The 25,104-nt window shown below is 39.1% G+C and carries 23 protein-coding genes and 1 pseudogene; 9 read left to right on the forward strand and 15 right to left on the reverse strand.

The genetic code is table 11. The features are described from left to right. Nucleotides 1-35: 35 nt before the first annotated feature. Nucleotides 36-974 (reverse strand): LysR family transcriptional regulator, encoded by a 939-nt coding sequence (locus H5201_RS15235; protein ID WP_182785030.1) that lies wholly within the window; start codon nucleotides 972-974, stop codon nucleotides 36-38. A 124-nt stretch (nucleotides 975-1,098) separates the two neighbouring features. Between H5201_RS15235 and H5201_RS15240 the strand changes: the two genes are divergently transcribed. After that, nucleotides 1,099-1,755, forward strand: coding sequence for a nitroreductase family protein (locus H5201_RS15240; protein WP_145242253.1), 657 nt, complete (start codon nucleotides 1,099-1,101; stop codon nucleotides 1,753-1,755). A 71-nt stretch (nucleotides 1,756-1,826) separates the two neighbouring features. On the opposite strand, the gene H5201_RS15245 is transcribed toward H5201_RS15240, so the two are convergent. Beyond that, a complete protein-coding gene (locus H5201_RS15245; RefSeq protein ID WP_145242251.1) occupies nucleotides 1,827-2,111 on the reverse strand; it encodes a hypothetical protein in 285 nt (94 codons plus the stop codon). A gap of 887 nt (nucleotides 2,112-2,998) precedes the next feature. Between H5201_RS15245 and H5201_RS22980 the strand changes: the two genes are divergently transcribed. From H5201_RS22980 to H5201_RS15255, 3 genes are all read left to right on the forward strand, one after another. Next, the gene (locus H5201_RS22980) at nucleotides 2,999-3,664 is read left to right on the forward strand and encodes an MCP four helix bundle domain-containing protein (RefSeq protein ID WP_259399705.1); all 666 of its coding nucleotides are present in this window, start codon (nucleotides 2,999-3,001) and stop codon (nucleotides 3,662-3,664) included. Continuing rightward, complete coding sequence (locus H5201_RS22985; RefSeq protein WP_220493301.1) at nucleotides 3,646-4,590, forward strand: methyl-accepting chemotaxis protein; 945 nt, start codon at nucleotides 3,646-3,648, stop codon at nucleotides 4,588-4,590. Before H5201_RS22980 ends, H5201_RS22985 begins: the two co-directional genes overlap by 19 nt. Nucleotides 4,591-4,937: 347 nt before the next feature. Beyond that, nucleotides 4,938-5,402, forward strand: a complete 465-nt coding sequence (locus tag H5201_RS15255; protein ID WP_182785021.1) for a hypothetical protein — start codon at nucleotides 4,938-4,940, stop codon at nucleotides 5,400-5,402. A gap of 155 nt (nucleotides 5,403-5,557) precedes the next feature. Here the strand turns inward: H5201_RS15255 and H5201_RS15260 are convergent, their stop codons facing one another. From H5201_RS15260 to H5201_RS15270, 3 genes are read right to left on the reverse strand one after another with little or no spacing between them, the layout of a single operon-like run. Next, on the reverse strand, nucleotides 5,558-5,863 hold the full coding sequence (locus H5201_RS15260; RefSeq protein ID WP_182785022.1) for a DUF3240 family protein: 306 nt from the start codon (nucleotides 5,861-5,863) through the stop codon (nucleotides 5,558-5,560). Next, entirely contained in the window at nucleotides 5,856-8,930 is a 3,075-nt protein-coding gene (locus H5201_RS15265) for an efflux RND transporter permease subunit (protein WP_182785023.1), read from the reverse strand. The genes H5201_RS15260 and H5201_RS15265 overlap by 8 nt, the downstream gene beginning before the upstream one ends. After that, nucleotides 8,931-9,983, reverse strand: a complete 1,053-nt coding sequence (locus H5201_RS15270; protein WP_259399706.1) for a hypothetical protein — start codon at nucleotides 9,981-9,983, stop codon at nucleotides 8,931-8,933. A 183-nt stretch (nucleotides 9,984-10,166) separates the two neighbouring features. On the opposite strand from H5201_RS15270, the gene H5201_RS15275 reads away from it, so the two are divergent. Continuing rightward, nucleotides 10,167-10,694, forward strand: coding sequence for a helix-turn-helix transcriptional regulator (locus H5201_RS15275; RefSeq protein ID WP_182785025.1), 528 nt, complete (start codon nucleotides 10,167-10,169; stop codon nucleotides 10,692-10,694). Nucleotides 10,695-10,803: 109 nt separating this feature from the next. Here H5201_RS15275 and H5201_RS15280 read toward each other — a convergent pair whose 3' ends face one another. Next, nucleotides 10,804-11,259, reverse strand: a complete 456-nt coding sequence (locus tag H5201_RS15280) for a hypothetical protein (RefSeq protein WP_182762048.1) — start codon at nucleotides 11,257-11,259, stop codon at nucleotides 10,804-10,806. Between H5201_RS15280 and H5201_RS15285 the strand changes: the two genes are divergently transcribed. After that, nucleotides 11,244-12,425 carry a PQQ-dependent sugar dehydrogenase gene (locus tag H5201_RS15285; protein WP_182731958.1) on the forward strand — a complete coding sequence of 394 codons (1,182 nt, stop codon included), beginning with the start codon at nucleotides 11,244-11,246 and terminating at the stop codon, nucleotides 12,423-12,425. The genes H5201_RS15280 and H5201_RS15285 overlap by 16 nt on opposite strands. 625 nt (nucleotides 12,426-13,050) lie before the next feature. Here the strand turns inward: H5201_RS15285 and H5201_RS15290 are convergent. Beyond that, a complete protein-coding gene (locus tag H5201_RS15290; RefSeq protein ID WP_182719383.1) occupies nucleotides 13,051-13,464 on the reverse strand; it encodes a hypothetical protein in 414 nt (137 codons plus the stop codon). 49 nt (nucleotides 13,465-13,513) lie between these two features. Beyond that, nucleotides 13,514-14,161, reverse strand: a complete 648-nt coding sequence (locus H5201_RS15295) for a hypothetical protein (RefSeq protein ID WP_182785026.1) — start codon at nucleotides 14,159-14,161, stop codon at nucleotides 13,514-13,516. A gap of 253 nt (nucleotides 14,162-14,414) precedes the next feature. On the opposite strand from H5201_RS15295, the pseudogene H5201_RS15300 reads away from it, so the two are divergent. Continuing rightward, nucleotides 14,415-14,874 (forward strand): annotated as a pseudogene (locus H5201_RS15300) (ISAs1 family transposase); the annotation flags it as partial. A 28-nt stretch (nucleotides 14,875-14,902) separates the two neighbouring features. Here H5201_RS15300 and H5201_RS23465 read toward each other — a convergent pair. Then, complete coding sequence (locus tag H5201_RS23465; protein WP_182785027.1) at nucleotides 14,903-15,298, reverse strand: cupin domain-containing protein; 396 nt, start codon at nucleotides 15,296-15,298, stop codon at nucleotides 14,903-14,905. A gap of 628 nt (nucleotides 15,299-15,926) precedes the next feature. Between H5201_RS23465 and H5201_RS15310 the strand changes: the two genes are divergently transcribed. Both H5201_RS15310 and H5201_RS15315 read left to right on the forward strand, forming a co-directional pair. After that, nucleotides 15,927-16,970: a flavin reductase family protein gene (locus H5201_RS15310; protein WP_182785031.1), complete on the forward strand. Its 1,044-nt coding sequence runs from the start codon at nucleotides 15,927-15,929 to the stop codon at nucleotides 16,968-16,970. Continuing rightward, nucleotides 16,967-18,019, forward strand: coding sequence for an acyl-CoA desaturase (locus H5201_RS15315; protein WP_182762040.1), 1,053 nt, complete (start codon nucleotides 16,967-16,969; stop codon nucleotides 18,017-18,019). Before H5201_RS15310 ends, H5201_RS15315 begins: the two co-directional genes overlap by 4 nt. Nucleotides 18,020-18,232: 213 nt before the next feature. Here H5201_RS15315 and serS read toward each other — a convergent pair whose 3' ends face one another. The 6 genes from serS to lrp all read right to left on the reverse strand — a co-directional run bounded on the left by serS (nucleotide 18,233) and on the right by lrp (nucleotide 25,025). Further along, complete coding sequence (serS, locus tag H5201_RS15320) at nucleotides 18,233-19,531, reverse strand: serine--tRNA ligase (RefSeq protein WP_145242225.1); 1,299 nt, start codon at nucleotides 19,529-19,531, stop codon at nucleotides 18,233-18,235. An 8-nt stretch (nucleotides 19,532-19,539) separates the two neighbouring features. Then, on the reverse strand, nucleotides 19,540-19,902 hold the full coding sequence (crcB, locus tag H5201_RS15325; protein ID WP_392352509.1) for a fluoride efflux transporter CrcB: 363 nt from the start codon (nucleotides 19,900-19,902) through the stop codon (nucleotides 19,540-19,542). A 10-nt stretch (nucleotides 19,903-19,912) separates the two neighbouring features. Continuing rightward, a complete protein-coding gene (locus tag H5201_RS15330) occupies nucleotides 19,913-21,256 on the reverse strand; it encodes a replication-associated recombination protein A (protein WP_182785028.1) in 1,344 nt (447 codons plus the stop codon). Next, nucleotides 21,249-21,890 (reverse strand): outer membrane lipoprotein chaperone LolA, encoded by a 642-nt coding sequence (gene lolA, locus H5201_RS15335; RefSeq protein ID WP_149982719.1) that lies wholly within the window; start codon nucleotides 21,888-21,890, stop codon nucleotides 21,249-21,251. The genes H5201_RS15330 and lolA overlap by 8 nt, the downstream gene beginning before the upstream one ends. Then, nucleotides 21,891-24,359, reverse strand: a complete 2,469-nt coding sequence (locus H5201_RS15340; RefSeq protein WP_182740749.1) for a DNA translocase FtsK — start codon at nucleotides 24,357-24,359, stop codon at nucleotides 21,891-21,893. A gap of 186 nt (nucleotides 24,360-24,545) precedes the next feature. Further along, nucleotides 24,546-25,025 carry a leucine-responsive transcriptional regulator Lrp gene (gene lrp / locus H5201_RS15345; RefSeq protein ID WP_145242214.1) on the reverse strand — a complete coding sequence of 160 codons (480 nt, stop codon included), beginning with the start codon at nucleotides 25,023-25,025 and terminating at the stop codon, nucleotides 24,546-24,548. Between the last annotated feature and the right edge of the window lie 79 nt (nucleotides 25,026-25,104).

Raw genomic sequence — 25,104 nt, forward strand, 5'->3', positions numbered from 1 at the left:
ACATAAGCGAGTTAGTAGTTTATAATTTCAAGTAATTAGTCATCAAGAACACTAGGTTCAAGTATACCTTTATCAATTAGTTGGCTTATCATCGTACGTGCTTTTTCTCTGCATATATCACGTAATAAACGCACTGCAGGCGTTATTGATTGACGGCTTGGACAAATTAACCACAGCTCACCACAGGTATGCTGGTAATTATTCATCACTGTAACTACCCTATCGTTAAGAAGATCATCAGCAATATCTAATGCCGATTTTACGGCAAGCCCTTTGCCAGCAACACACCAGCGCCTGACTAAATCACCATCATTTGAGGCACGCTTGCCTTGCATTTTTACTTTGTATTTTTTTTGCCCATTGGTAAATTCCCAAACATTATTGATAATATCTTGCAGTTGATAAAATAACCCTTGATGCTGTGCTAAATCATCTGGATACATAGGCGCACCATAACGTTTTATATAGTCAGGTGAGGCGCATAATAAACGTGGAATATTACAAATTTTAAACCCGTAAACATTGGCATCAGTTGGCGAGCCATAACGCAGTGCTATATCCACCGAATCTCGGTAGAAATCCACGTTACTATCACTAATATGTGTGCGCAGGCTCACCTTCGGGTAACTATCCATAATTTCATCAATCCAAGGGATAACTAAATTACGGCCAAGATCAGAAGATAATGCAACCCTTAACTCACCTTCAACCTCATCATGTTCGCCTTTTAGGTTCTGCCGAGCTTGCTCAAGTATCGCTATTGCTTGCTCACACTGTGGGATATAGCGCTCCCCTGCGGCAGAAAGCCTTAGATGACGTGTTGTACGCACAAATAGGTCTACACCTAATGTTGATTCCACCCGTTTGATAGCAGCACTGGCGGTTGCTGTACGCATATCAAGTTTTGCCGCTGCAAGGGTAATACTTTTAAATTCAGCAACTTTCAAAATAAGTTTTAAATCGTCAATCTGCATATTATCTAAATATATTTGATAATGATTCAATAATTATGCTGTTTATCAAAAGTAATGCAAGCGCTATCATCTGCCTCATTCAAGGGCTTTGATTAAATAAAGCTATTCGCTACAGGAACCAATTATGACACACCCGATTATTACCGACTTAGAAGCGCGTTACACAGCAAAAAAATATGATGCAACTAAACGTGTATCGGCAGAAGATTTAGCTGTGATCTATCAAGCCATGCGTTTATCTCCGTCATCAATTAATTCGCAGCCATGGAAATTCATTGTTATTGAGTCTGAGCAAGCAAAACAACGTATGCATGATACTTTCGCTAACAAGTTTCAATTTAATCAGCCGCATATTAAAACTGCATCACACATTATTTTGTTTGCTTACAACCCGAAATACACCAGAGAAGATTATGCAAAAGTGATTGACACTGATATCGCCAATGGCCGTACGCCAGCAGAAAATCGCGAGCAAGCCTTTGGCGCATACGCATTTGTTGACTTAAATACTGACGCATCTGGCAATAATGCCGCATGGACCAAAACACAAACTTACCTTGCACTTGGTAATACTATGCATGCTGTTGCGCGCTTAGGTATTGATTCAACACCAATGGAAGGCGTAGATAGCGCGCTAATTAGTGAACTTTTTGCGGATGAGTTAGATGGTTATATTTGTGAAGTCGCACTTGTCATTGGTTATCACGAAACACAAACCGACTATAATGCAAAGCTTCCAAAATCACGTTTGAGTCAAGATCAAATTATTCAAGTGGTTTAAGTTTTACATTACCGGTTACGAAGAGCCTGTTACAGGCTCACTTTAACAAGCTTTTGGCATTATTGCCTCTGCTATGTGCTCTCTTTAGCAGCTCCACAAACAATTTTTTCTTCGCCAAGATGATATATATTATTTATTGCTACATAGGCGCCAGATACAACGCCTGTAATAGGGACTAATAATATCCCACTAATTGAATAGTAGGTATTGGTATCCTCAAAGCCATTAATTATTTTTAATGTCTTACGGTCAGAAGATATTTCACATTTATTGACTGCTGACATGTCCTTAGTTGGTACAACGATACAGCCTGATAACATCGTCAAAGTAAAACATATAGTCGTAACTAATTTCATCTTGTAACATCCTCGTTTTTAATTGTCATATAGAAACCATAAAAATTAATATTTATAGATTGTTGGGTAACTATCTTATAAATACTTTACTAAACAAAGTATGCGCTCCACGCAACCTGTTAGTAAATAATGGTAAAAAATTTTTATCTAAGAAAACCGCTTTTTACAGGCTTGCCTCCATAACTCCCCGCAAACCTTGCACATATAAATCAAGCTTATAGGTTCAATTTTCACTAATAAACATGCACATCAGACACAATACTATGCACCGTTTTATATTGAGGAAACTTATCTAAAATTTTCTTGCAATAACAATAGCATAGATGGGCAACTTACTTTAGCAGTGATTCTGTTAAAGAAATCAAATAAAAACCAATAAAGAAACTATTAATTTAACAAAGGTAATGAATTGCAATCAAATTGTAAGCAGTAATGTATTTAGAAAAGTAACTTATTCAGTTAATTATTATATTTAATTCAGGTATAGAAACAACGTCAAACCATAGTATATAATAGTACAATTAAAATTAACTTTGATAAAAATCAAATTTAGATGTCTTAAATATGGCTGTTACGACTCATATTAATTATTTTTATATGGAGCCTAAAACCCGTAAAATCTAATTACAAAGCATTAAAAAAGTATTTTTGTACAATGTTACTTTTTAGGCTAATTAAAGAGTTTTAAATAGATCAATGACAACCACATTACTAGATCACACTCATTTAAAAGTATCATTGAATGATATTTAGAACTGATCGTTATCAGTACACAAATCCCCCCGGTTATTGCAGCATGCTATTAAATACTGCAATAAATATAAAATATTTATATAGGTACACGATGATCAGAAATATAAAAATAGGCATGCGCTCAGCCTTGGCATTTGGGATTTGGGATTTTGGGTTTGATTACTCTGATTCTAGGGGTATTTTCCATTATGCAATTATCAAAATTGAACTCTATATCAGATGTCATTAGCCTGCATCGAATTCCAGCACTCACAACAGCGGTTGAGTTAGAACGATACTCAATGCATACACAGCTATTGATTACTGAACTTTCTGACACTAAAACTCAACAAGAACGAAATGATATACAACGACAATTAGACAAAGAAGAACGTGACTATAAAAGTGCAGAAAAACGCATGGCAGCTTTAGTTCGTTCAGATGAGGCGAAGAGGCAACTTGATAACGTTATAAATTTGCATGATGAATTTACTGCAACATTTACTAAGTTGTTTCGACTTTATGAGCAACAAAATGAAGAGGAAGCGTTAACTTTTCGACGTAAAAAAGTTATGCCAGCTGCTGAGCTGTTAATATCTGAATTAGAGAAATTATCTCAATATCAAATTCTTCGAGCTAATCAGATAAATGATGAAGCAACGCAAACATACCTTAATTCAAAAGCAGCACTTATTAGTGGCATTGTGATTACTTTAATGTTGCTTAGTGTTATTGCTTTCTTTTACAGCCGCAGCTTAACACTCCCGTTACGTTACGTTATGCTGTTGCAGTTGCAAGACGCGTGGCCAAAGGCGATTTAACTGAAAGAATTAATGATTCTCACAGCGATGAAGCGGGTGAAATGCTTCAAGCATTAGCTGACATGCAAAATCAATTACGCGAAACACTTTCACAAATTGGTGGGTCGTCTCAGCAACTGGCTACAACCTCTGAACAGTTAACGGTTGTAACTAACCAGTCTACACAAATTGCAACCCAACAAAGAGATCAGCTAGAGCAGGCAGCTACGGCGGTTAATGAACTAACAGCAGCCATTGAAGAGGTTGCGCGTAGTGCAAACTCTACGAGTGACAATGCTGAGGTTGCGGATGAAAAAGCACAGTTAGGCCAGGCTAAAATAAACGAAACCATCAAAACAATAGGTTCATTGGTTTCAGAGATCCAAAACTCAGCAGCTGGTATTACCACCTTAGCCGCAAATATAAAAAATATAGAGTCAGTACTTGATGTGATTAGAGCGATAGCAGATCAAACGAATCTGTTAGCGTTAAATGCCGCTATCGAAGCTGCATGCGCTGGAGAGAGTGGTCGCGGTTTTGCTGTCGTAGCTGATGAAGTAAGAGCTCTTGCTCATCGAACACAAGAATCTACTAAAGAAATTGAGCAAATGATTCAGACTGTTCAGTCAGAGACAAGCCAAGCTGTTGTGAATATGAATAACAGTAATCAACTAGCTGAAGGTACGCTGCTGATAGCAAATGATGCAGGAGCGGCATTTAGCGAAATAACCGGTTTGATAAGTCAAATTAGTAATCAAAATATAACTGTTGCTAGCGCTGCTGAAGAGCAAACAACCGTTGCAAGAGAAGTAGATAAAAATTTAGTTTATATTCGCGACTTATCAATTCAAAGCTCTGATGGTTCGGAACAAACGAATGCTTCTAGTACTGAGCTTGCAAAATTAGCAGAGCAACTCAATAACCTTGTATTACGATTTACTATTTAACTAATCAAATGTAAAAATTTACGAATTTACGAATTTACGAATTTATTATTTAATTACAACACACAATAGCAAGCATGAGTTTGCTATTGTGTGTCGTAATAAAGTACATACCTACTCAATTAATTTGCTAAAACTATCCCGCTCTTCATAAATAAAAATAAAACCATACCAGCAAAAGTATTATTGAATTCTCACCTAAACAACGCATTAACTTATCTATGTCGCAAACAAGGTTACCCACACTTTCTTACAACTTAAAACAACAACACACAAAGCCCACACATATTTTTTCAATTTTGACCGCTATGATAATAACTTATCGACATGAACATAAATGGAATCATCTCATGAAAAAAAGCTTACTGATCTTTTTATTACTTTCCGGCTGTGCATCACAAGGCATTGACCGTAATGATCAAAATCAAATGGTTAAACGCTATTACGCTACTGTAGGGTCAATGCAGCAAGTAACGCTATCATCTGAGGTAGGTACAGGCATCGCAGCAGGCGCAGGCTTCGGCTTCGTTGACAACCTAGATGGTAATACTGAAGAAATGGTAGGCGGCGCAATTATTGGCGGCCTCGTCGGGGGCTTATTTACTGCCCTGTTTGAAGGCGGAAATACCGCATACCAGTACAACTTATACGCAGCTAACGAAGGTGACTTTACTGTTATTCAAAAGCACAAACTAGATAAAAATACGCAATGTGTAGTAGTAAATGCTGGAGGTAAAATAACTCTAGAGCCTGTAGATAACGCATATTGCGAACCAAGCCTAAGCACGAATGAAAAAGCCAGCATTGCTAAATAGCGCTTTAGCAATGGCATAGTATAGTTGCTAGATCTACACTAATAACTTTTTCGAACAATATTAACTTATAGCAATATTGTGACCTCTTTTTAGCTATTTTGTATTTAGTTATAAAAAGAGGCTGCTCGAAGCAACAGCCTATAATTCTAACTACACTATCTAAGGTGCCCGCTTTCAACAATAGGCGTAACCCAATATTTTAATGAGGTGTATTGGCACACAGGGCTTAATGCCGTTTTAATTGTTTGCAGCTGCGCTAATAATATATGCACCTCAAACTGATAAAAACTGCGATGCCCTTCTACTTGCTCGGCAATATCAAATTCACTGTGCTCTTTACTGTAGCCTTCAATGTTTTTTAAGTTAAAGCCGGTAATGCAGTCTATGCCAATTAATATATCAACCACGTCATCTTTTATGTATGTGGGTACATTTAGGGTAAAAAGTAACTGTTCAGCCATGTTTTTTCTCCAACCAACCATAAAAGATAGGTAATAAATAAAGTGTTGTAATTGTTGAGGTAATTAACCCGCCAATAACCACAATTGCCAATGGTTTTTGAATCTCAGCGCCAGGGCCGGTGGCAAATACCAGTGGCAGTAAACCAAACATGGCGGTTGTGGCTGTCATTAACACTGGGCGAAGGCGTCTGCTTGCGCCATCTAAAATGCGCTGCGTTACATTGGCAGAAAACATTTTCATTTGCTCAAAGTAGCTGATCATCACAATACCATTGAGTACCGCTACGCCAAGTAAAGCAACAAAACCAACCGATGCAGGCACCGAGAGGTATTCATTACTAATAAATAGGGCAATCACTCCTCCCATTAATGCAAACGGAATATTAGCAATTATCAGCGTTGATTTAGATAAGGATTTAAACGTGGTAAATAAAATAATGAAAATCAGTATTAATGCCACCGGAATAAGCACCAGCAAGTTTTGTGTTGCACGTTGCTGGCTTTCAAATTCGCCACCAAACGACAAGGTAAAACCACTGGGTAATTTTATGCTGCTATTAATTTTAGCTTCCAGTTCATTCACATAACTAACCACATCGCGGTTATCCACATTAACGCTTACAGAAGCAAAGCGCTTTGCTTTTTCTCGCTCTATTAACAATGGCCCCGTTTTAAAGCTAATATTAGCCACCTCTTCAAGTGGTAGTAGGCTGTTGTCGGGCATTAAAATTAGCTTTTGCTTTAATGCGCTCATTGACGATAACTCAAAGTGTGCTGCGCTTTCGCCTTTTTGTGCATTAAACACAATTGGGATCACGCGGTTTCCTTCTTGCAGTGCCGATACCTGTAGGCCTTCTAATTGCGACTTTAAATAATCGCTTAATCCTTCGGTGGTTAAACCAAACTGACTGGCAACCTCAGGAATAAGTTTAATATTTACGTATTTACCCCCTTCAATAAGCGCCATTTGCACATCACTTGCGCCGTCAATATTAGTGGCAAGTGCAGTGACTTTTTCAGCTAATGAGGCAAGTGTCGCAATGTCATTACCGAATACTTTAATCGAAATATCACCGGTGCCACCGGTGAGCATTTCTGATACCCGCATTTGTATTGGCTGAGTAAAGCCAATATTTACTCCTGGAAATTGCGCAAGTGTTTGTCGAATATCCTCGATTAGCAGCACTTTGGAGTCAAAACGCCACGTATCTTTTGGCGCTAATTCCATAAATACATCGGTTTCGTTTAACCCCATAGGATCAAGCCCGAGTTCATCGGAGCCGGTACGGGCAACAATTTGTACGATTTCTGGGGTGTTTTTTAACAGTGTGGCTTCAATTTGTTTATCGATATCCAGCGAGGCTTGCAAGGAAATACTCGGCGATTTTTCCAGTTGCACAATAATGTCGCCTTCATCTAAAACGGGCATAAAGCTTTTACCAAGCCCCTGAAATAACACCCCACTGAGCACTAAAACAGCAACTGATATAACACTTATTGCCACCGGCTTTTTAATTGCACGAGCAAGTGTTTTAGTATAAAAACCTTGTAATAGCGTGACCATTTTAGGCTGGGTTACGGGTTCATTTTTTAATAACAATGAGGCTAAAATTGGAATAACCGTTAACGACAACAACAGCGCACTAAGCATGGCAAACACGATAGTGAGCGCCACTGGGGTAAATAACTTGCCTTCTAACCCTGTTAGCATTAATAGCGGTGAAAACACGATAATTATAATGATTGTGCCTGAGAACACTGGCGCCGCGACTTCTTTACAGGCGCGATAAATAACATGCAGCCGAGGGAGGTGCTGATTATTAGCCAACCGATTCACTATGTTTTCAACAATAACTACCGATGAGTCCACCAGCATACCAATGGCAATCACTAAGCCACCTAAACTCATTAAATTAGCCGATAAATCAAACTGCTTCATCATTATAAATGTCAGCAATGCCGACATAGGTAAAGACAAAGACACCACCAATGAAGAGCGAATATCACCTAAAAACAAGGCAAGTAGCACTATCACTAAAATAATCGCTTGGCCTAATGCGCTGGTAATGGTGCTAATTGCGGTATTTATTAAGTTAGAACGGTCGTAAAACACATTAATTTTTGTGCCTTGCGGTAATGACGCTTCAATAGTGCGAAGCTTATCTTTTACATCTTCAACAACTTGCGCTGTATTACTATTTTTAAGCGCAATTATAAGCCCTTGTACCGCCTCTTCACTGTTTTTAGTAACTGCGCCATAACGGGTTAAACTGCCAACATGTACCGTGGCAATATCACTTAACCGAATAACCTTATTTTGAGTGGACTTAATCACGGTATTTTCAATGGCGGTTATATCGGTGTATTTGCCCTCAGTGCGCAGAATTAAGGTGTCGTTGCCTTTTTCTAAGCGCCCTATGCCACCGTTTTGATTCGTTTTCGTGATTGCCAACTTCATTTCATCAAAGCTGACTTGATGCTGTTGCATCAATAAAGTATTGGGAAGTATTTCATAAGTTTTTGAAAAGCCGCCAAGGCTATTTACATCAGCAACGCCGGTTACAGTGCGCAGTAATGGACGAATTTGCCAATCTAAAAGCTCTCTTTTTTCAATCAGCGATAAGTGAGTACTTTCTATGGTAAACATGAACACCTCGCTCAAAGGCGTGCTCATTGGCGCCATGCCGCCACTAATATTACTGGGCAAGGTGGGCAAAATATTTAATAAACGCTCATTCACTTGCTGACGCGCCCAATAAATGTCGGTGCCCTCTTCAAAGTCAATGGTAATATCGGTAATAGAATACTTAGTGGTAGAGCGCAGCATTTGCTGTGACGGAATACCCAGTAATTCGGTTTCAATCACCCGTGTTACTTGCGATTCTATTTCAAGGGCGTTCATGCCGGGTAATTTGTAAACTATTTTAACTTGGGTGGGCGATATTTCTGGAAAAGCATCCACCGGAATACTTAACCAAGATTTAGCACCAATGGCCATAGCAACAATAACAAAAATACTAACAAACAAACGCTGAGTAAGTGAAAACTTAATAAGCTGGTTTAACATTTACTCTCTCCCTAAGTGAAGCAACATACCCTGTAGCGCACTTACCGAGCTTATTAGTACCTGCTGATCATCTAGGTTTTTGTTAGCAGTAAATACATAGTCTTTGCCTTGTGTACCCTTGAGCTCAATCGGCAGTAACTCAAGCTTATCGCCAGACTTTAAAGCAATGTAATTAACATCTTCAAATTCAAACACCGCTGACTTTGCTATTTTAAAGCCCGTTAATTTATTTACCGGTGTGACTTTGATAGTTTGCCCCAGTCTAAGCTGGCACTCATTTGAGCTTGGCGACGCCCACACTATTTGATGGTATTTATCTGCAATACTGTCATAGCTCTCAATATTTAAGCTGCAACTTTCTGACAGCTTGAAATGCGCTAACGTGTTGGAAAAACTAAGAGGGACTTTAATCTTAACGCGAATACTACTTGCATCGATAATATCAAACGCGGTGTCACCCATCACACGGTTTCCCGACTCATTAGTGAGTTTTAAAATGCCCGTTTTTGGACTCACTAAGGTCACGTTTTCATTATCATCAATGTTTAAAAATGCCATTTGATGTTGCATATGTTCAAAATTTAGCTTGGCTTCAAAATAGCTTTTTGTGATTTCAACCCATTCAGAACTTCTTATTATTTTGTTTTTTAAGTGTTGTTGGTTTATGTCGTAATGGCTTTTAGCAATAGCGAGCATGTCTTTTGCTGATTGATAGGCATCTAAAAAATGGTGTACATCACTGCCCTCAACGCTTGCAATAGTGGCGCCCTTTTCAACCATGCTGCCGTTAGGGTATAAGTAACGAACCTGCTGTATATCAAACGCAAACAGCACCGTATAATTGACACCAGGTTTGAAATTAACTTCACCAATTAAACTTTGCCCGTTAATAAACTCTGTTTTTTGAATCGGCGCAAATTCAACATCAAAACCACTGAGTGAAGAAAGCCCTACAGGTGCTAAATTTTGCGAAGCAAACACAGGATTAAATGTTAATAAAGTCACCGTAAAGAAGAAAAATAACGTATATTGAATACGCAAAAAATGACGCATTTTTTTTGTAAAATTTAACAGCATTTAGTTTGTTCACATTTGATTAATTTTATAGAATCAACCATGACTTTTTTAGACTGTTAAATCATCAGGCAAACGCCTTAACATACCCAAAAATAGCGAAAATTACGCTATGGTACATTTGTCCATTGTATTTATAAAGCATTGATAATGGAGGTTTTAATGAGAGACAAGTTAATAGCAGCCACCTTGTTAATAATAATGGTGCTAAACTTTTTTGATGTACTAACGGATATACATTTAGGCGTGCCGCAGTGGCATATTTTTTCTGAGGGCTTAATCGTTGTCATTTCTGCAGCCTGTGCTATTTACTTAATTAGCGATATTCGTGCGCGTACTGCCAATATTAATGCGCTGAAACAAGAATTAGTGAATTCAAAAAAAGAACTTAAAAACATATCACAGGCAATGATGGATGCGCGTCATGAATACAGTGGTGTTATTCAAACCCAATTTTCACAATGGACATTGACTCGCAGTGAGCAAGAAGTCGCGATGTTATTACTTAAAGGCTTAAGCTTTAAAGAAATAAGCGCACTAAGAAACACAAAAGAAAAAACCGTACGCCAACAAGCGTCCGATATTTACAGCAAAGCCGATGTAGAAGGCCGACATGAATTTGCTGCATGGTTTTTAGAAGATTTTATGCAACAAGGACAATACCAACCAACAAGTTCAAGCCTCAATTAATTGAAAAGCTACAAAGGTGAGGCCTCAGGTTATTTCTATAGCTTTGCATCCGCTGTGCATCAAATCTTAAAGAATAATTAAAAACCTTAATGATTATCTCTGTGTAAAACTAGATGAGTTCATTTTTACTATGACAACCATTGCTCAACTTAGCAAAAACATAACCCCCTACAGCCCCTGCAAGCAGCTGCATATAAAAACCCCAGCCTCTTGCGCCCGCTATAATAGTAATATTCATAATTGACTCAATAGCAATTAAAGCCGTAGCAAACGCCACAATACCCGCAATTACAAATAATTGCGCACCTTGTTTTTTAACTTTTTTAGCAATAAGCCAGGTAACCGAAAACGCGATGGCAAGTGCAATAGCAATAATAGCGCCATAGGTCGGTAGCAAGCCGAGCCAATCTTCAAGGGTTAAGTTAACACGGTCATTAAAGCCCACCACAACACCCACATTAACTAATTGATTGACAACGTATTGACTATGAAACAAGCTAGCGAGTGTAAATGTAAGTAACCAAGAAACTAAAAATGAAGGGAGTATACGTGTTAAAAACGACATGGTTATCTCAACTTAAAATGAAACTTTTTTCTTACAGTAGCAAAGGCTTGCAGGGTAAACAATCTCTACGTTGTATTACTCTACTCTCGCTTTTAGCGTTTTCTTGTAACGCCAGTGCCGAGTTACCAAAACAGCAATACACTGCTGATACCTTAGCAACGGGACTCAATTCACCGTGGAGCATGGTTAAACTCCCAAACAATACCTGGTTAGTCACAGAACGTGATGGTCATATTGTTATCATTAAAAACAACCAACAAACCCGAGTTAAACTAGATTTCGAGGGCTTATACGTTGCAGGCCAAGGCGGCCTACTCGATATAGTGCTTTCGCCAAATTACAGTGAATCAAAAGAAATTATATTCACTTACGCTCAAGGTGAGCTTGATGCAAACAGGCTAGTTATTGCCAAAGCTACGTTTGATGGTGCGCAATTTTCAACGCCAAAAATTATTTATAAGGTTGCCACAGATAAAGACACACCGCAGCATTACTCTGGCCGCGCTCTTGTACTACCCGATAATACCTTATTATTTTCAAGTGGCGATGGCTTTGACTACCGTGAGCAAGCACAGGTTATGACCAGTCAACTTGGCAAAACATTACGCATAAACTTAAACGGCACGATACCAAACGATAACCCATTTATTAATCACAAAAATCCTGCAGCTCATGCTGTGTACTCACTCGGGCACCGTAACTTGCAAGGCTTGGTTTATGATTACGATACACAGCAAATTGTTAGCCACGAACACGGCCCCGCAGGCGGCGACGAACTAAACTATTTAACCCCAAGCACCAATTACGGCTGGCCGGTGATCACCAACGGAGATGATTACTCACAAGCACGTATTTCACCGTTTAGAGAATACCCTGGAATGGCTAAACCAACGGTTGATTGGACGCCCTCAATCGCCCCTTCTGGCATGGCTTATTATGGCTCAAAGCATTTAGCTTTTCCCTCACTACAACAGCATGTGCTAATCACTACGCTGGTCGATAAAAAGCTCTACAGCGTTAATTTAGCGAATGGTGAACTTACCCAGACTCATGTTTTACCAGAGGTAACTGGGCGTTTGCGGGATGTATTTGTTACAACCGAGGGTAATATCGCGGTGTTAACCGATGGAAAAGATGCAAAATTGCTGCTGATAACGCCAAAGTAAGCAGATTATTCAATCAGTGTGCTGTTGAGATGACAAGGTTTTTCTTTAACTGATTTAATGCGGGAAAAAATATATTTTTCCATATCATTTTAGTTGTCACCGCATTGGAAATGAGGATTATTATATTTTACTGGGGTGAATATGCAGGTGAAGGAAAAAGAAATACCTGTTCTGTTCTCTTGTTTTTGTATATTCCGATCGTTATCTATCCCATAGCAGGAACATAATGTCAGTACTTGAAAGCTCTGCAGAGGCCATTAAATCTGCACTAATTAAAGGTATTTCTAATGAACCACAACATATAAAATACTTCATTATAATCATCAAAAATTATTCGCCTATTCAGCTTTGGATCGAAAATTACAGAAAAACCTTATCAATTAGTATTATCAGCTTTCAAAGCTTCTAATATTTTAACCATTACAAGGTTAATAGATTTAAAATATCGCCATATTTTATCGCCGTTTCCTATGCAAATAGTTAAACAACCTTTGTGTTCTAAGAACAGACTATAGCATCATAAAATGCACGGGTAATTTGATGGGAATATATTTACTGAGGTGTTTTAGCTAAAAAAACCATGCACATAAACTAATAAATCATTATGCACATGGCTTAATTTTAATTAAAGAGCATTTTCTACAGTATCTTGTAGAGCTTTTGCGCGATCTTCAATTTGGTTTTCTGCATTGGCAATTGATGAATGGTTTAATGTCAACACGCCATTGCTGTATGAAGAGTATTTATTGGCATTGCTGATATCACCAATATTTTGAATAACAACTTTTTTCAAATCGTCTTGAATTGCTTCTTGAGAAAAGCTATCAGCACACATTTTGCTGAACGCAATAATCATTGGCTCGAAGTAAATTTGAGTCCAAGTCTGACTATAAAGATGAGCATAATTATCAACTGACAAACTATCCCAATCAATTTCTATTTCAAATTCAAATTTTGCAGCATCAAAAACTTTTTTCTTTAGATCTTCAAGGTTGTTTTCTTGGAAATCTCTTGCTGCTTTTTTCTCTTTAAGTCCCATTATCATTCCTTATTTTGAGTTGAAAAGTACATATAAAAATTTGAATAAATCAGAATACGTTGTTTATTCCGTTTTCAATTTTTGTTTGAAGTTCAGCCGGAAGCTCACCTTCAAAATTGAATCTCACCAAAATTGTAGAATTCGTTTTTTTAAAGCGAACGCCATCTCTTGGCTCATTTTTAATATAAAAATCGGTTATTTGACTAATATATTCTTTACTGAAGTCATCATTAGCAACAGCCATAAGAGTATCACCAAGCACTTCTAGAATAGCTTTAATTTTGTCAGTGTTTTCAGCTGACACATCATCAATAGTGAAATTAAAGTCAAGCCCATGAGTGTTATTAAGCGCAGACTTAATTAAAGTTACAGACGTTTCAATATCATCTGCTTTAAATGGAGATACTAGTTTAATCGGTTCTTGGCCTAATAAAAAGCGCTCATGCTTTGCGAAATCATAAATAGAAATATTTACAATACTATCTGTATCAATAAAAGAAATTTCACGCTCTTTATCAGTTAGCAATACCATTTTAATTTCAGGGTCATATTTTATAAAGAAACCAGAATAGCGATTATTGTACCTGTCAGCGACTATAATGTGAAATTCTGTGTCATAGTCAGTTTTACTTTGTTGAAAGCGTTCTAATAACTGCTTAGGAGATGCTAAAACGATATTGTTGATATAGTTATCCATGACTACTCATATTCCTTCTTAAATGTAATCATTATTTCAATAATGCAGTGAGCGGTTAAGAAAAGTCAAAATATAATTTGAAATTTCTTAATTGGATTATACATTTATATGATTAATAAAACATGAATAAATATTCACGAGGCAAGTCCTTCTGCTAACGCATAACTCACCTATTGAGTCATGCGGGGATCACACTTTGTAAATAAACACTATTTATGACCTAATACATAAATTTCATTATCTTAAACTTACTATGTCACTCTTCTCACATTTAGAGCTCGTCAAAGACAATCGTTCACATATAAATCAGCATAATAATTTATTTGATGTGCTTTTTCTGATTATTACTGCCGTCAAATCGGGGGGGAAACTGGTAAAACATTGATGTATATGGTGATAGTAAGCTTGATCAGTTAAGGGGATTTCGCTCTTTCGAAAATGATATACCCACTCGACATAGTATTGCTCGGATTTTTAGAGCTGTTGATACTGACTTATTACTACTGCCGATGTACAGCTGGGTCAATCAAAACCGCGTTAAATCAGCCCATCCTATCATTGCCTTCGATGGCAAAACTATTCACGGAGCAAGTAAACACATTGCTGATAAATCACACCTTGTCTCAGCAGTTAATTGTGAGGCAGGTCTCACGTTATTCCACCAAACAGTTGGCAGTAAGACAAATGAAATACCGACAGTTCGGGATTTATTGTAAATACTCGACATCAATAACACCGTCATTACATACCAACTGGCAACTCTAAACTGTGTTCGGTAGGTTGTGGTGTTATAGTCATTACTTTAACGCCATTAGGTGATTCAAAACGATGCCAACCCCCCTTTGGAATTACCAACATTTGACCTGAAAATAATGTATTGCGCTGCTCGATTTCCCCGTCTAAAAGAATCAAGGTCGTTTCACCACCGAGAACCTGAACGAACTCGTCACCTATTGGGTGCCTTTCCCACTCACTCGACCCAGAATAATTTGCTATGTATACTCCACCATCTCTATATTCAGATAAAAGAGCAAATGCATTTTTTGCTTCTTCTTCAGATGTTTCTGGCGTTCTATTTTTTAGTAATTTGATTCTGGAAAACTCATCACTGATTGTAATTGATACTGACTTAGGCACTTACTCAATCCTTGTAGATACAAAAGGAACCTATAGAATTGCTCATTTTTATTTATTATTAATATATCAACCATAGTCTAATTCCTACTTTTATTCAATCACTTAGTCTTTTCAACTTCAATAATTACTCGTGTGATTTGCTGTCGCGTAAACCTAAAAAGTCCAAATAACCAAAGCTTTATTAAAGGAATATGGTTAGCCGTATTAAACCATTTTGAAAAATAATCACAAGGTGAAAAAAGGTTGAATGCAACAGATATTCATGGCTCGCTTTAACATTATGATTATTTGGTTACCATTGCAGGTTGATAAGTTTGCAGCCTAAAAGTGCCTCTATAACCACATGAAATATAAATACTAAAAATCAGATAGTTGAAGCTTTAAATAATTCTATGCTTATCATTTTATATTCCGCAATTTAACGTGCCTTACGTAAGTTACAAATAAAAACAATAGAATAATTACTCTATACGTATTGAAAATCAAAAATTTCAAGGTACACTTGTGCGCTGAAATTTGAACTTACAGGTGTACGCTCAAATTATTAAAGTAATTATTGCAGTGCTTACCCTTAAATAAAGAAAACACAGGCCAATAAGCACTCGGTTTAGAAAGAGATGTAATGACGATGTTTACGCAGGCATTAGACCAATTTTCAAAATGGTTTTTACACCATCAAAGTTTTGCAGGTTATATAGAACCAATTATGCAGGTATTTAAACCTGCATGGCGTGCAGGCCAATTTAGAGCACAAGTGATCCATACAGAATCACACAAGGGTGAATATTTAAGTATTCAACTTAAGCCAAGTAAACAATGGCCTGTTCACATTGCTGGACAGCATATTAGCTTAACAGTTGAAATAAATGGGCGGTTATTAACGCGTGTTTTTACTATTGCTTCAAGCGCTCAACAATTTAAAAACACTGGGCTTGTGCGCTTACTAATTAAAACAAATGCACTCGGGCGCTTTACTGGTTTACTTAAAGAAACACTGCAAGCTGGTTCGTGGTGTAGTATCACCGCGCCAAGTGGTGAATTTATATTTAAAAACACTGGCGCACCAGTCACTTTTATCGCGGGAGGCTCTGGTATCACGCCAATACTCGCTATGCTTGACGAACATCTTGGCCAAATATCCACCAATGTCATATTAGTGTATTACGCAAAAATGTCTGAACATCAATGTGTTGATGAACTTAGCGAATTGGCTCTGCGATTTAAGCACTTTTCATTTTTATTATTAACCCGCGAACAATCAAATCAGATTACCAGCCATATTAACCTCGCAGAAAAACCTGATGTTTATTGTTGTGGTCCTTTAACCTTTATGCAAACGGTCAGTGATTTTGCTAAAAAACACGCATTAAATTATAACCAAGAAGCTTTCGGTTTAGCCCTGCCAAGCACCCATAACGCAGGCCAACTTAATGTTAAAATTAATAACTATGCACATGTTGTAACAAATACTGATGTGCTACTAACACAGTTTGAAGCAAAACAGCTGCCAGTAAAACGCGGCTGTGGCATTGGAATTTGTCATCAGTGTCAATGTATTAAAAAGTCTGGCGTGGTACGTAATTTAAAAACTGGTGAACTATCAGATAACGGCGAACAGCTCATTCAACTGTGTGTCAGCCAACCTGTTAGTGATTTGGAGTTACAATTATGAAAACTATTAACTATGAGCAACTAGCAAGCGAATTAGATGCTATAAAAATGCAGACGCTTGATAAAGTGGGTCAAAAAGATGCCGACTATATTCGCTCTATTGTACGTAAACAGCGCCTATGTGAATGGAGCGGACGTATTCTATTAATGCTTGGGTTTATTCAACCATTGCTATGGGTTGCGGGAGTATTGCTACTCGCATTAGCTAAAATCCTTGATAATATGGAAATTGGTCACAATGTCATGCATGGCCAATACGACTGGATGAACGACAAACAACTTAACTCCCAACACTATGAATGGGACATAGCATGTGATGGCCAAAGCTGGCACCGCGTGCATAACTTTGAGCATCATACCTACACCAATATTATTGGTAAAGACCGTGACTTTGGGTATGGTTTGCTACGCTTGAGTAATGACTTTAAATGGCGTTTGAAAAATATATGGCAGTTTATTACCTATATAAACTTAACTGTATTGTTTCAATGGGGTGTGTCATACCATGAGCTGGCAGCTGAGCGTGTATTTATGGGTAAAAAGAAAGAAAGCCGCGAAACTGACGTGTCTCACGCGATGTTAAAACGACGCTTTTTTAGTAAAGGTGCGCGCCAGTTAACTAAAGATTACGCGTTATTCCCGCTATTAGCTGGTCCATTATTTTTGTGGGTTTTAGCTGGTAATTTTCTTGCTAATTTAATTCGTAATTTGTGGACATCAACCATCATCTTTTGTGGTCACTTTACCGAAGAAACTAAAACCTTTAACGAGCAAGACTGCGTAAATGAAACTCAAGGTCAGTGGTATTATCGCCAAGTTTTAGGTTCATCAAATATTAACGGCGCTAATTGGTTTCATATATTAACGGGGCATTTGAGCTGTCAAATAGAGCACCATTTATTTCCTGACATGCCATCATCGCGCTATCAAGAAGTTGCTCCTAAGGTGCAAGCCGTACTAAAAAAACATGGTATTGCTTACAACACAGGTGGATTTTTTAAGCAATATACGTCGGTATTAAAACGCATTTTACGTTACTCTTTTAAATGATTTTTAATCACCCTAGATAACTAACCTGAGCTTAGGAGAATAAAAATAATATTAATACTTTTAATAAGTATCTGAGTAAATCTCTTAACCAAAGTTCAAGTTAACTAACTTTTTCGCTCGCCTTTAACCTTGCACCTATAAATTGAACTTACAAAAAAGCCACTGTTCATTACAAACAGCGGCTTCTCTTCTTAAAGCTTACAGCTCTAAAGCTTATTTAATTACTTCAAGGCCGTTCATATATGAACGAAGTACTTCAGGCACGACTACTGAACCATCCGCTTGTTGGTAGTTTTCTAAGATAGCCACTAAAGTACGTCCTACTGCTAGGCCTGAGCCATTGAGTGTATGCAGTAACTCTGGCTTCTTCTCACCCGCGCGACGAAAACGTGCTTGCATACGGCGCGCTTGGAAATCAACCATGTTTGAACATGATGAGATTTCACGGTAGGTATCTTGCGCTGGTAACCATACTTCTAAATCGTAGGTTTTTGCTGAGCCAAAGCCCATGTCACCCATACATAAAATTACTTTACGGTATGGTAGCTCTAGCGCTTGTAATATTTGCTCTGCGTGACCTGTTAGCTCTTCCAATGCTTGCATTGAATCTTCTGGTTTTACCAGCTGTACTAGCTCAACTTTATCGAACTGGTGCTGACGAATAAGGCCACGAGTATCACGGCCATAACTGCCAGCTTCACTTCTAAAACACGGAGTGTGGGCAGTTAAACGAATTGGTAAATCTTTTTCGTCGTAAATTTCGTCACGCGCGCTGTTTGTCAGTGGTACTTCTGCAGTAGGAATTAAGCTAAAACCTTCTTGCTCTTCACCGTCATCATTTACAAGACCTTTAGTATGGAATAAGTCTTCTGCAAACTTAGGTAATTGGCCTGTACCGTATAAACTGTCGCGGTTTACTAAATACGGTACGTACATTTCTGTATAACCGTTTTTATCTGTATGCGTGTCTAGCATAAATTGCACTAGTGCACGGTGCATGCGAGCCATTGCGCCGCGCATTACAGTAAAGCGTGAACCGGTAATTTTAACGCCCATTTCAAAATCAAGGCCGTTTAGATCTTGTCCTAAGTCTACATGATCTTTTACTGCAAAATCATACTTTTTAGGCTCGCCCCAGGTTGAAATCTCAACGTTGTCAGATTCGTCAGCGCCCGCTGGTACTGATTCATCAGGTAAATTGGGGATAGCTAAAGAAATTTGCTTGAGCTCTTCTAAAATAGCGTCTTGCTCAGCTTTAACACTATCAAGTTGCGCGCCTAAGTTGCTTACTGCATCTAACAATGGTTGTGCATCTTCGCCTTTAGCTTTAGCTTGGCCAATCGCTTTGGAGCTACTGTTACGCTCACTTTGTAATTCTTGTGTTTTTACTTGTAATGTTTTGCGTTTTTCTTCAAGTGCGCTGACAGTCGCAGTATCTAGCTCGTAACCACGTGCTGCTAGACGCGCAGCTGTTTGCTCGAGATCTTGACGTAATAATTTAGAATCTAACATGTTAGTTTTTAACCTTTTTGCATTACCAGCTGAAGGCCCAGCCAAGCCATAAAAATACACACCACCACATTTAAGGTGATATTGAGGGCCATTTTAAAAAAGTGACCTTGTTGTAATAACAACAACGAATCCATTGAAAATGTCGAGAAGGTGGTCAAAGCACCTAGAAAGCCAATCCCTATAAGGGTTTTAGCGGGGCTAACGGTGATAATTTCGCGCTCTATCAAACCGTATAATACGCCCATCAACAATGAACCAAGAATATTAACCGTCAACGTGCCAAAAGGGAATCCCCTACCAAGTAGTTTTAGCATGGTTTCACTAATAAAAAACCGTAAACAGGCACCTGAGGCTCCTCCTGCGGCAATCATGAGATATATCTTAAGGCTTGTCATAGCGTTTTATGTCACTGTGATGATCGCGCTCTTTCAAATAGTCGAGCTTTTGCTTTATTTTTTGTTCTAAGCCACGATCCGTTGGAAAGTAATATTGCTTATCGGCTATCTGCTCTGGAAAGTACTTTTCTCCTGCAGCATAGCCGCCTTCTTCATTGTGCGCATAGCGATACTCAGCACCATAGCCTAAGTCTTTCATTAAGTTAGTTGGTGCATTACGTAAATGCTCTGGCACCGGATAGCTAGGCTCGTTCTGCGCATCCGCCTTGGCTTGATTAAACGCCGCGTACACCGCATTACTCTTCGGTGCGCTAGCTAGGTAAATCGTAGCTTGTGCAATTGCACGCTCGCCTTCACTTGGTCCAACTCGCTGAAATATATCCCATGCATTGAGGGCCACTTCCATGGCACGCGGATCAGCATTACCAATATCTTCAGTGGCGATGGCGAGTAACCGCCTTGCAACATACAGCGGATCGCCGCCACCGGCTAAAATACGACAATACCAATACAAAGCACCATCTGGGGAGCTACCTCGAACTGACTTATGAAAGGCTGAGATCAAATCGTAAAATTCATCCCCCCCTTTGTCATACTTGGCTAAATGCGTTGGCAATACTTGACTGAGTACGTGCTCATCAACTAGGTATTGGCCGTTTTGCTCTACGGTTAAATCAATCGCCTGCTCAAGTAAATTAAGCACTTTACGAGCATCGCCATCACTGGCTTGGCACAACGCTTGTTTAGCATTTTGTGCAAGTACCACCGTTTTATTTTTCAGTTCATCATCGCTTGCAAGCGCTCGCTCAATAACAAGATGTAAATCAGTGTCTTGCAGCGATTTTAGGACATATACTCGTGCTCGCGATAAAATCGCATTGTTTAGTGCAAACGAGGGATTCTCGGTGGTAGCACCAACAAAAATAAAGGTACCGTCCTCTATATGTGGTAAAAACGCATCTTGCTGAGATTTATTAAAACGATGTACTTCGTCAACAAACAGTAAGGTACGTTGGCCACGACCTTCAAGGTTAGTACGCGCTTCACTCACCGCATCACGAATGTCTTTAATGCCTGCCGTTACCGCCGACATTTGAATCAGCGCCGCATCGGCATGGTTGGCAATAATTTGCGCTAAGGTCGTTTTACCAACGCCCGGCGGCCCCCACAAAATAAGACTGTGGCAACGCCCTGCTAAAATAGCTTGATAGAGAGGCTTATCTTGGCTTAATAGATGTTGCTGGCCAATATACTGATCTAAACTGGTTGGTCGCATGCGCGCCGCAAGTGGGCGCACATCGGGGCCAAAATTAAAGCCTAAATTACTCACCTTGACTTTGATCGTCTATTTCAACGCCTTCTGGAATACTAAACTCAAAGGTTGAAGTAGCAAGGCTTTGATTTACTTTAGTGTCGCTAAAAGTAAACGTAGATGATTGCCCTGAGCTGTCTTTAACCAGTAATGATGCTAAGCCTACTTTATCTGCTGCAAACACAATATCCAGCTGTTCAACTTGGCTTTCAACGCCTTTATTAGGTGTAACACTGAACCCAGTATCCGTGGCGTGTACTTGGTACTTTTGCCATTGCGCCGGATCTTTGGAGGTAAGTAATACAAACGGTGTTGAATCAATCAAACTGTGAGTATTCATAATCGTTACTTGCTCAGCAAAGCTGTCGAAGTAATAGGTTTTATCGCCATTTGATACAAATAACGTGTCATCAGGGCTCGCTTGTTGCCAACGGATCATCATTGGCTGTTGCAAGGCGATAGTACCTTCACCTTGCATAATTGATTGGCCTTGGTCGTCATTAACTTGCTGCGCAAATTGCGCTTGAAAACTCTTTAAACCGGCCAGTTTATCTTGTAATGCTTGGCTGTCATCCGTTGCACTGTCACTTGCAAATACTGATGCTGATAAAAAACAGCTAATTGCTAAGGCTAAATATTTAATTTGTTTCATTTAATTTGCTCCACCATTGGGCACTAATACATCACGGGCACCGTTATGACCTGGTGCGCTTACAATACCCGATGTTTCCATTTGTTCAACTAAACGTGCGGCACGGTTGTAACCAACACGTAATTTTCGCTGCACACTTGAAACTGACACTTTGCCTGTTTCAACAACAAATGACACGGCTTCATCATAAAGCGGATCTGATTCTTCATCCGCGTTTTCACTGGCTTCGCCTGGCAATAAAATATCCTCAGTGGCGTCACCATTTAAAATTTCGTCTATATAATTTGGTTTTGCACGTGCTTTCCAGTCATTCACCACCGCATGTACTTCATGGTCATCAACAAACGCGCCATGTACACGTATCGGTACGCTGGTGCCCGGCGGTAAATAGAGCATATCACCCATACCTAGCAGGTTTTCTGCGCCTTGTTGATCTAAGATGGTACGCGAGTCAATTTTACTTGATACCTGAAACGCCATTCGCGTTGGGATATTCGCTTTAATTAAACCAGTAATTACATCAACCGATGGGCGCTGTGTTGCTAGTATTAAATGAATACCTGCCGCTCGGGCTTTTTGCGCAATACGGGCAATTAGCTCTTCAACTTTTTTACCAACAATCATCATCATGTCAGCAAATTCGTCAATCACCACCACGATACTCGGTAACTTACCTAACTCGTCTGGTCCTTCTTTCATACCATCAGTATCTTTAAATAATGGATCGAGAATCGGGTAACCCGCCTCTTTCGCATCCAATACCTTTTGGTTGTAACCTTTTAAGTTACGAACACCTAACGCCGACATTAACTTATAACGACGTTCCATCTCACCTACACACCAACGCAGCGCATTGGCAGCTTCTTTCATATCGGTGACCACTTCACACAGTAAATGTGGGATACCTTCGTAAACAGAAAGTTCCAACATTTTCGGGTCAATCATGATCATACGCACATCATCAGGGCCTGATTTGTACAGTAAGCTTAATATCATTACATTAACGCCCACTGACTTACCTGAACCTGTGGTACCTGCCACCAGTAAATGCGGCATTTTACCCAAATCAGCACAGATTGGTTCACCGGCAATATCTTTACCTAAGACCATAGTCAGTGGCGATGGATTTTGCTCAAATTTTGGCGCGTCGATTACTTCTGATAACCGCACTATTTCGCGGTGTTTATTAGGTAATTCAATCCCTACATAGGTTTTACCCGGAATAACTTCAACCACTCGGACACTAACCGCTGATAGCGAGCGGGCTAAATCTTTAGCAAGACCAGTAATTTTAGAAACTTTAATACCCGGCGCTAAATCAAGCTCAAAACGGGTTACAACAGGTCCAGGGTATACGGCAACAACCGTAGCTTGAACGTTAAAATCAAGGAGTTTAGTTTCAACTAACCTCGATACAGCTTCAAGCTCTTCTGGTGAAATTGGGTTTTTGGCTTTATCAGGTCTATCTAACAAATCAAGCGTAGGCAATGGCGTACTTGGCGGCTTTTCTTCGAGTAGCTGCTCAAACTTTTCTTTTGCGGTAGGTGGAGGCTGATAGGTACTCTTTGGTTTTGGCATTGGTCTTGCTGGCGAAACCACAGTAGTAACTGGTTTTTCAGGCTCTGTAACATGGCTTTGATCAAGCGCATTTAAGGCAGCCGCAGTGTCCATTGGTTCATCATCAATGGCGCTAAAATTAATTTCTTGATCCAGAATGTCATCCAAATCATCAAATGCAGGATGAGAGTCTTGATTTGACACCGCACTATCAATATCCACTTTTGGTTCTGAAAAGCGAATGGCGGGTGTCTCTTTACGTGTCTGTTGCTCATTAACAGGGTCTTGTTCAATTGCAACTTCAGTATTTGCAGTGCGTTCGCGTTGTAACCATGCTTTTAAGTGATGGGCAATAAAACGATAACCTCGCATGATCAAATCGCCAATAAAATCGACACATTGCACCCACGACACGCCTGTTAATAATGTTAATCCAGCAAAAAAGAAACATAATAATAAAATCGAGGTACCGGTAAAGTTAAATGCAGGCATCATCGCTGAAGCTATCACATCACCGACTACCCCACCGGATGAAAAATTATAAATATCATCAAAATTAATACTACTGATAGCCGTTGCTGAAGTGATAAATAATGCAAAACCAATCACTCTAAGCGATAACGTTGTATAGTCGAGTTGAAATATTCTATGAGGTTGCTTAAATAATAAGTAGCCGAATATTTGTAGTGCAGCTGGCACAAAATAAGCTAACCAGCCAAATGTCAGCAATAAAATATCGGCGATCCACGCACCTGCAGCTCCAGTTATGTTTCTTACATTGTCATAACCTGTTTGCGACCAACTCGGATCAGCAGGATCAAAGCTTACCAGCGCACACAATATAAATATTGCGGCAAAGGTGCTAATTATTAAACCGGTTTCTAATAGTCTTTGTACACCATTTAGGCGCATAACTCGCTATTCCTCATTTTTCTTTGTACTTCTTTGTACTCATTCTTAGCAATGGAATACCTTAGCAGGAAATACTTTTTGTTGCACTTTATCTTAACCATGATGGCCTGATTATGAACAGGTTTTTATTAATCGCGCATGTATCAATAATACAACTTAAGTCGTTACTAAAAAATAGCGCATAGTTCAGCCGATATATGGGCGAATAATCACCCCTTGCTCGCCTTTTACTTCTTCCATAACAACATAGGTACGGCTTTCACTAACGTTCGGTAGCTTGAGCAGAATATCCCCTAATACACCACGATATTCAGACATATCATTTACGCGGGTTTTTAGTAAAAAGTCAAAGTTACCCGAGACTAAATGGCATTCGATAATTTCATCATGCTTTTTAACTGCAGCACTAAATTCATCAAACACATCAGGTGATGTTTTAGTGATTGTCACTTCGACGTACACCGACAAACCTTGCCCAAGTTTAGCAGGGTCAACCACGGCTTTATAACCGACGATGTAACCTTCGCGTTCGAGCTTTTTTACACGCTCTAAACAAGGCGTTGCACTGAGCCCCACACGTCGAGCTAATTCAACATTAGACACTCGGCCATCGTGCTGTAGCTCTATTAAAATCTTACGGTCAATACGGTCTAATAACTCATGCATAATAACGACTAGTTTTTTGTACTGTTTAAATGGTGTTTTCAGATTATATCACTAGCATACCGATTAAAAAAGGTGAGAC

The sequence above is a fragment of the Pseudoalteromonas sp. SG43-6 genome, from assembly GCF_014164365.1.
GTDB lineage: Bacteria > Pseudomonadota > Gammaproteobacteria > Enterobacterales > Alteromonadaceae > Pseudoalteromonas > Pseudoalteromonas rhizosphaerae.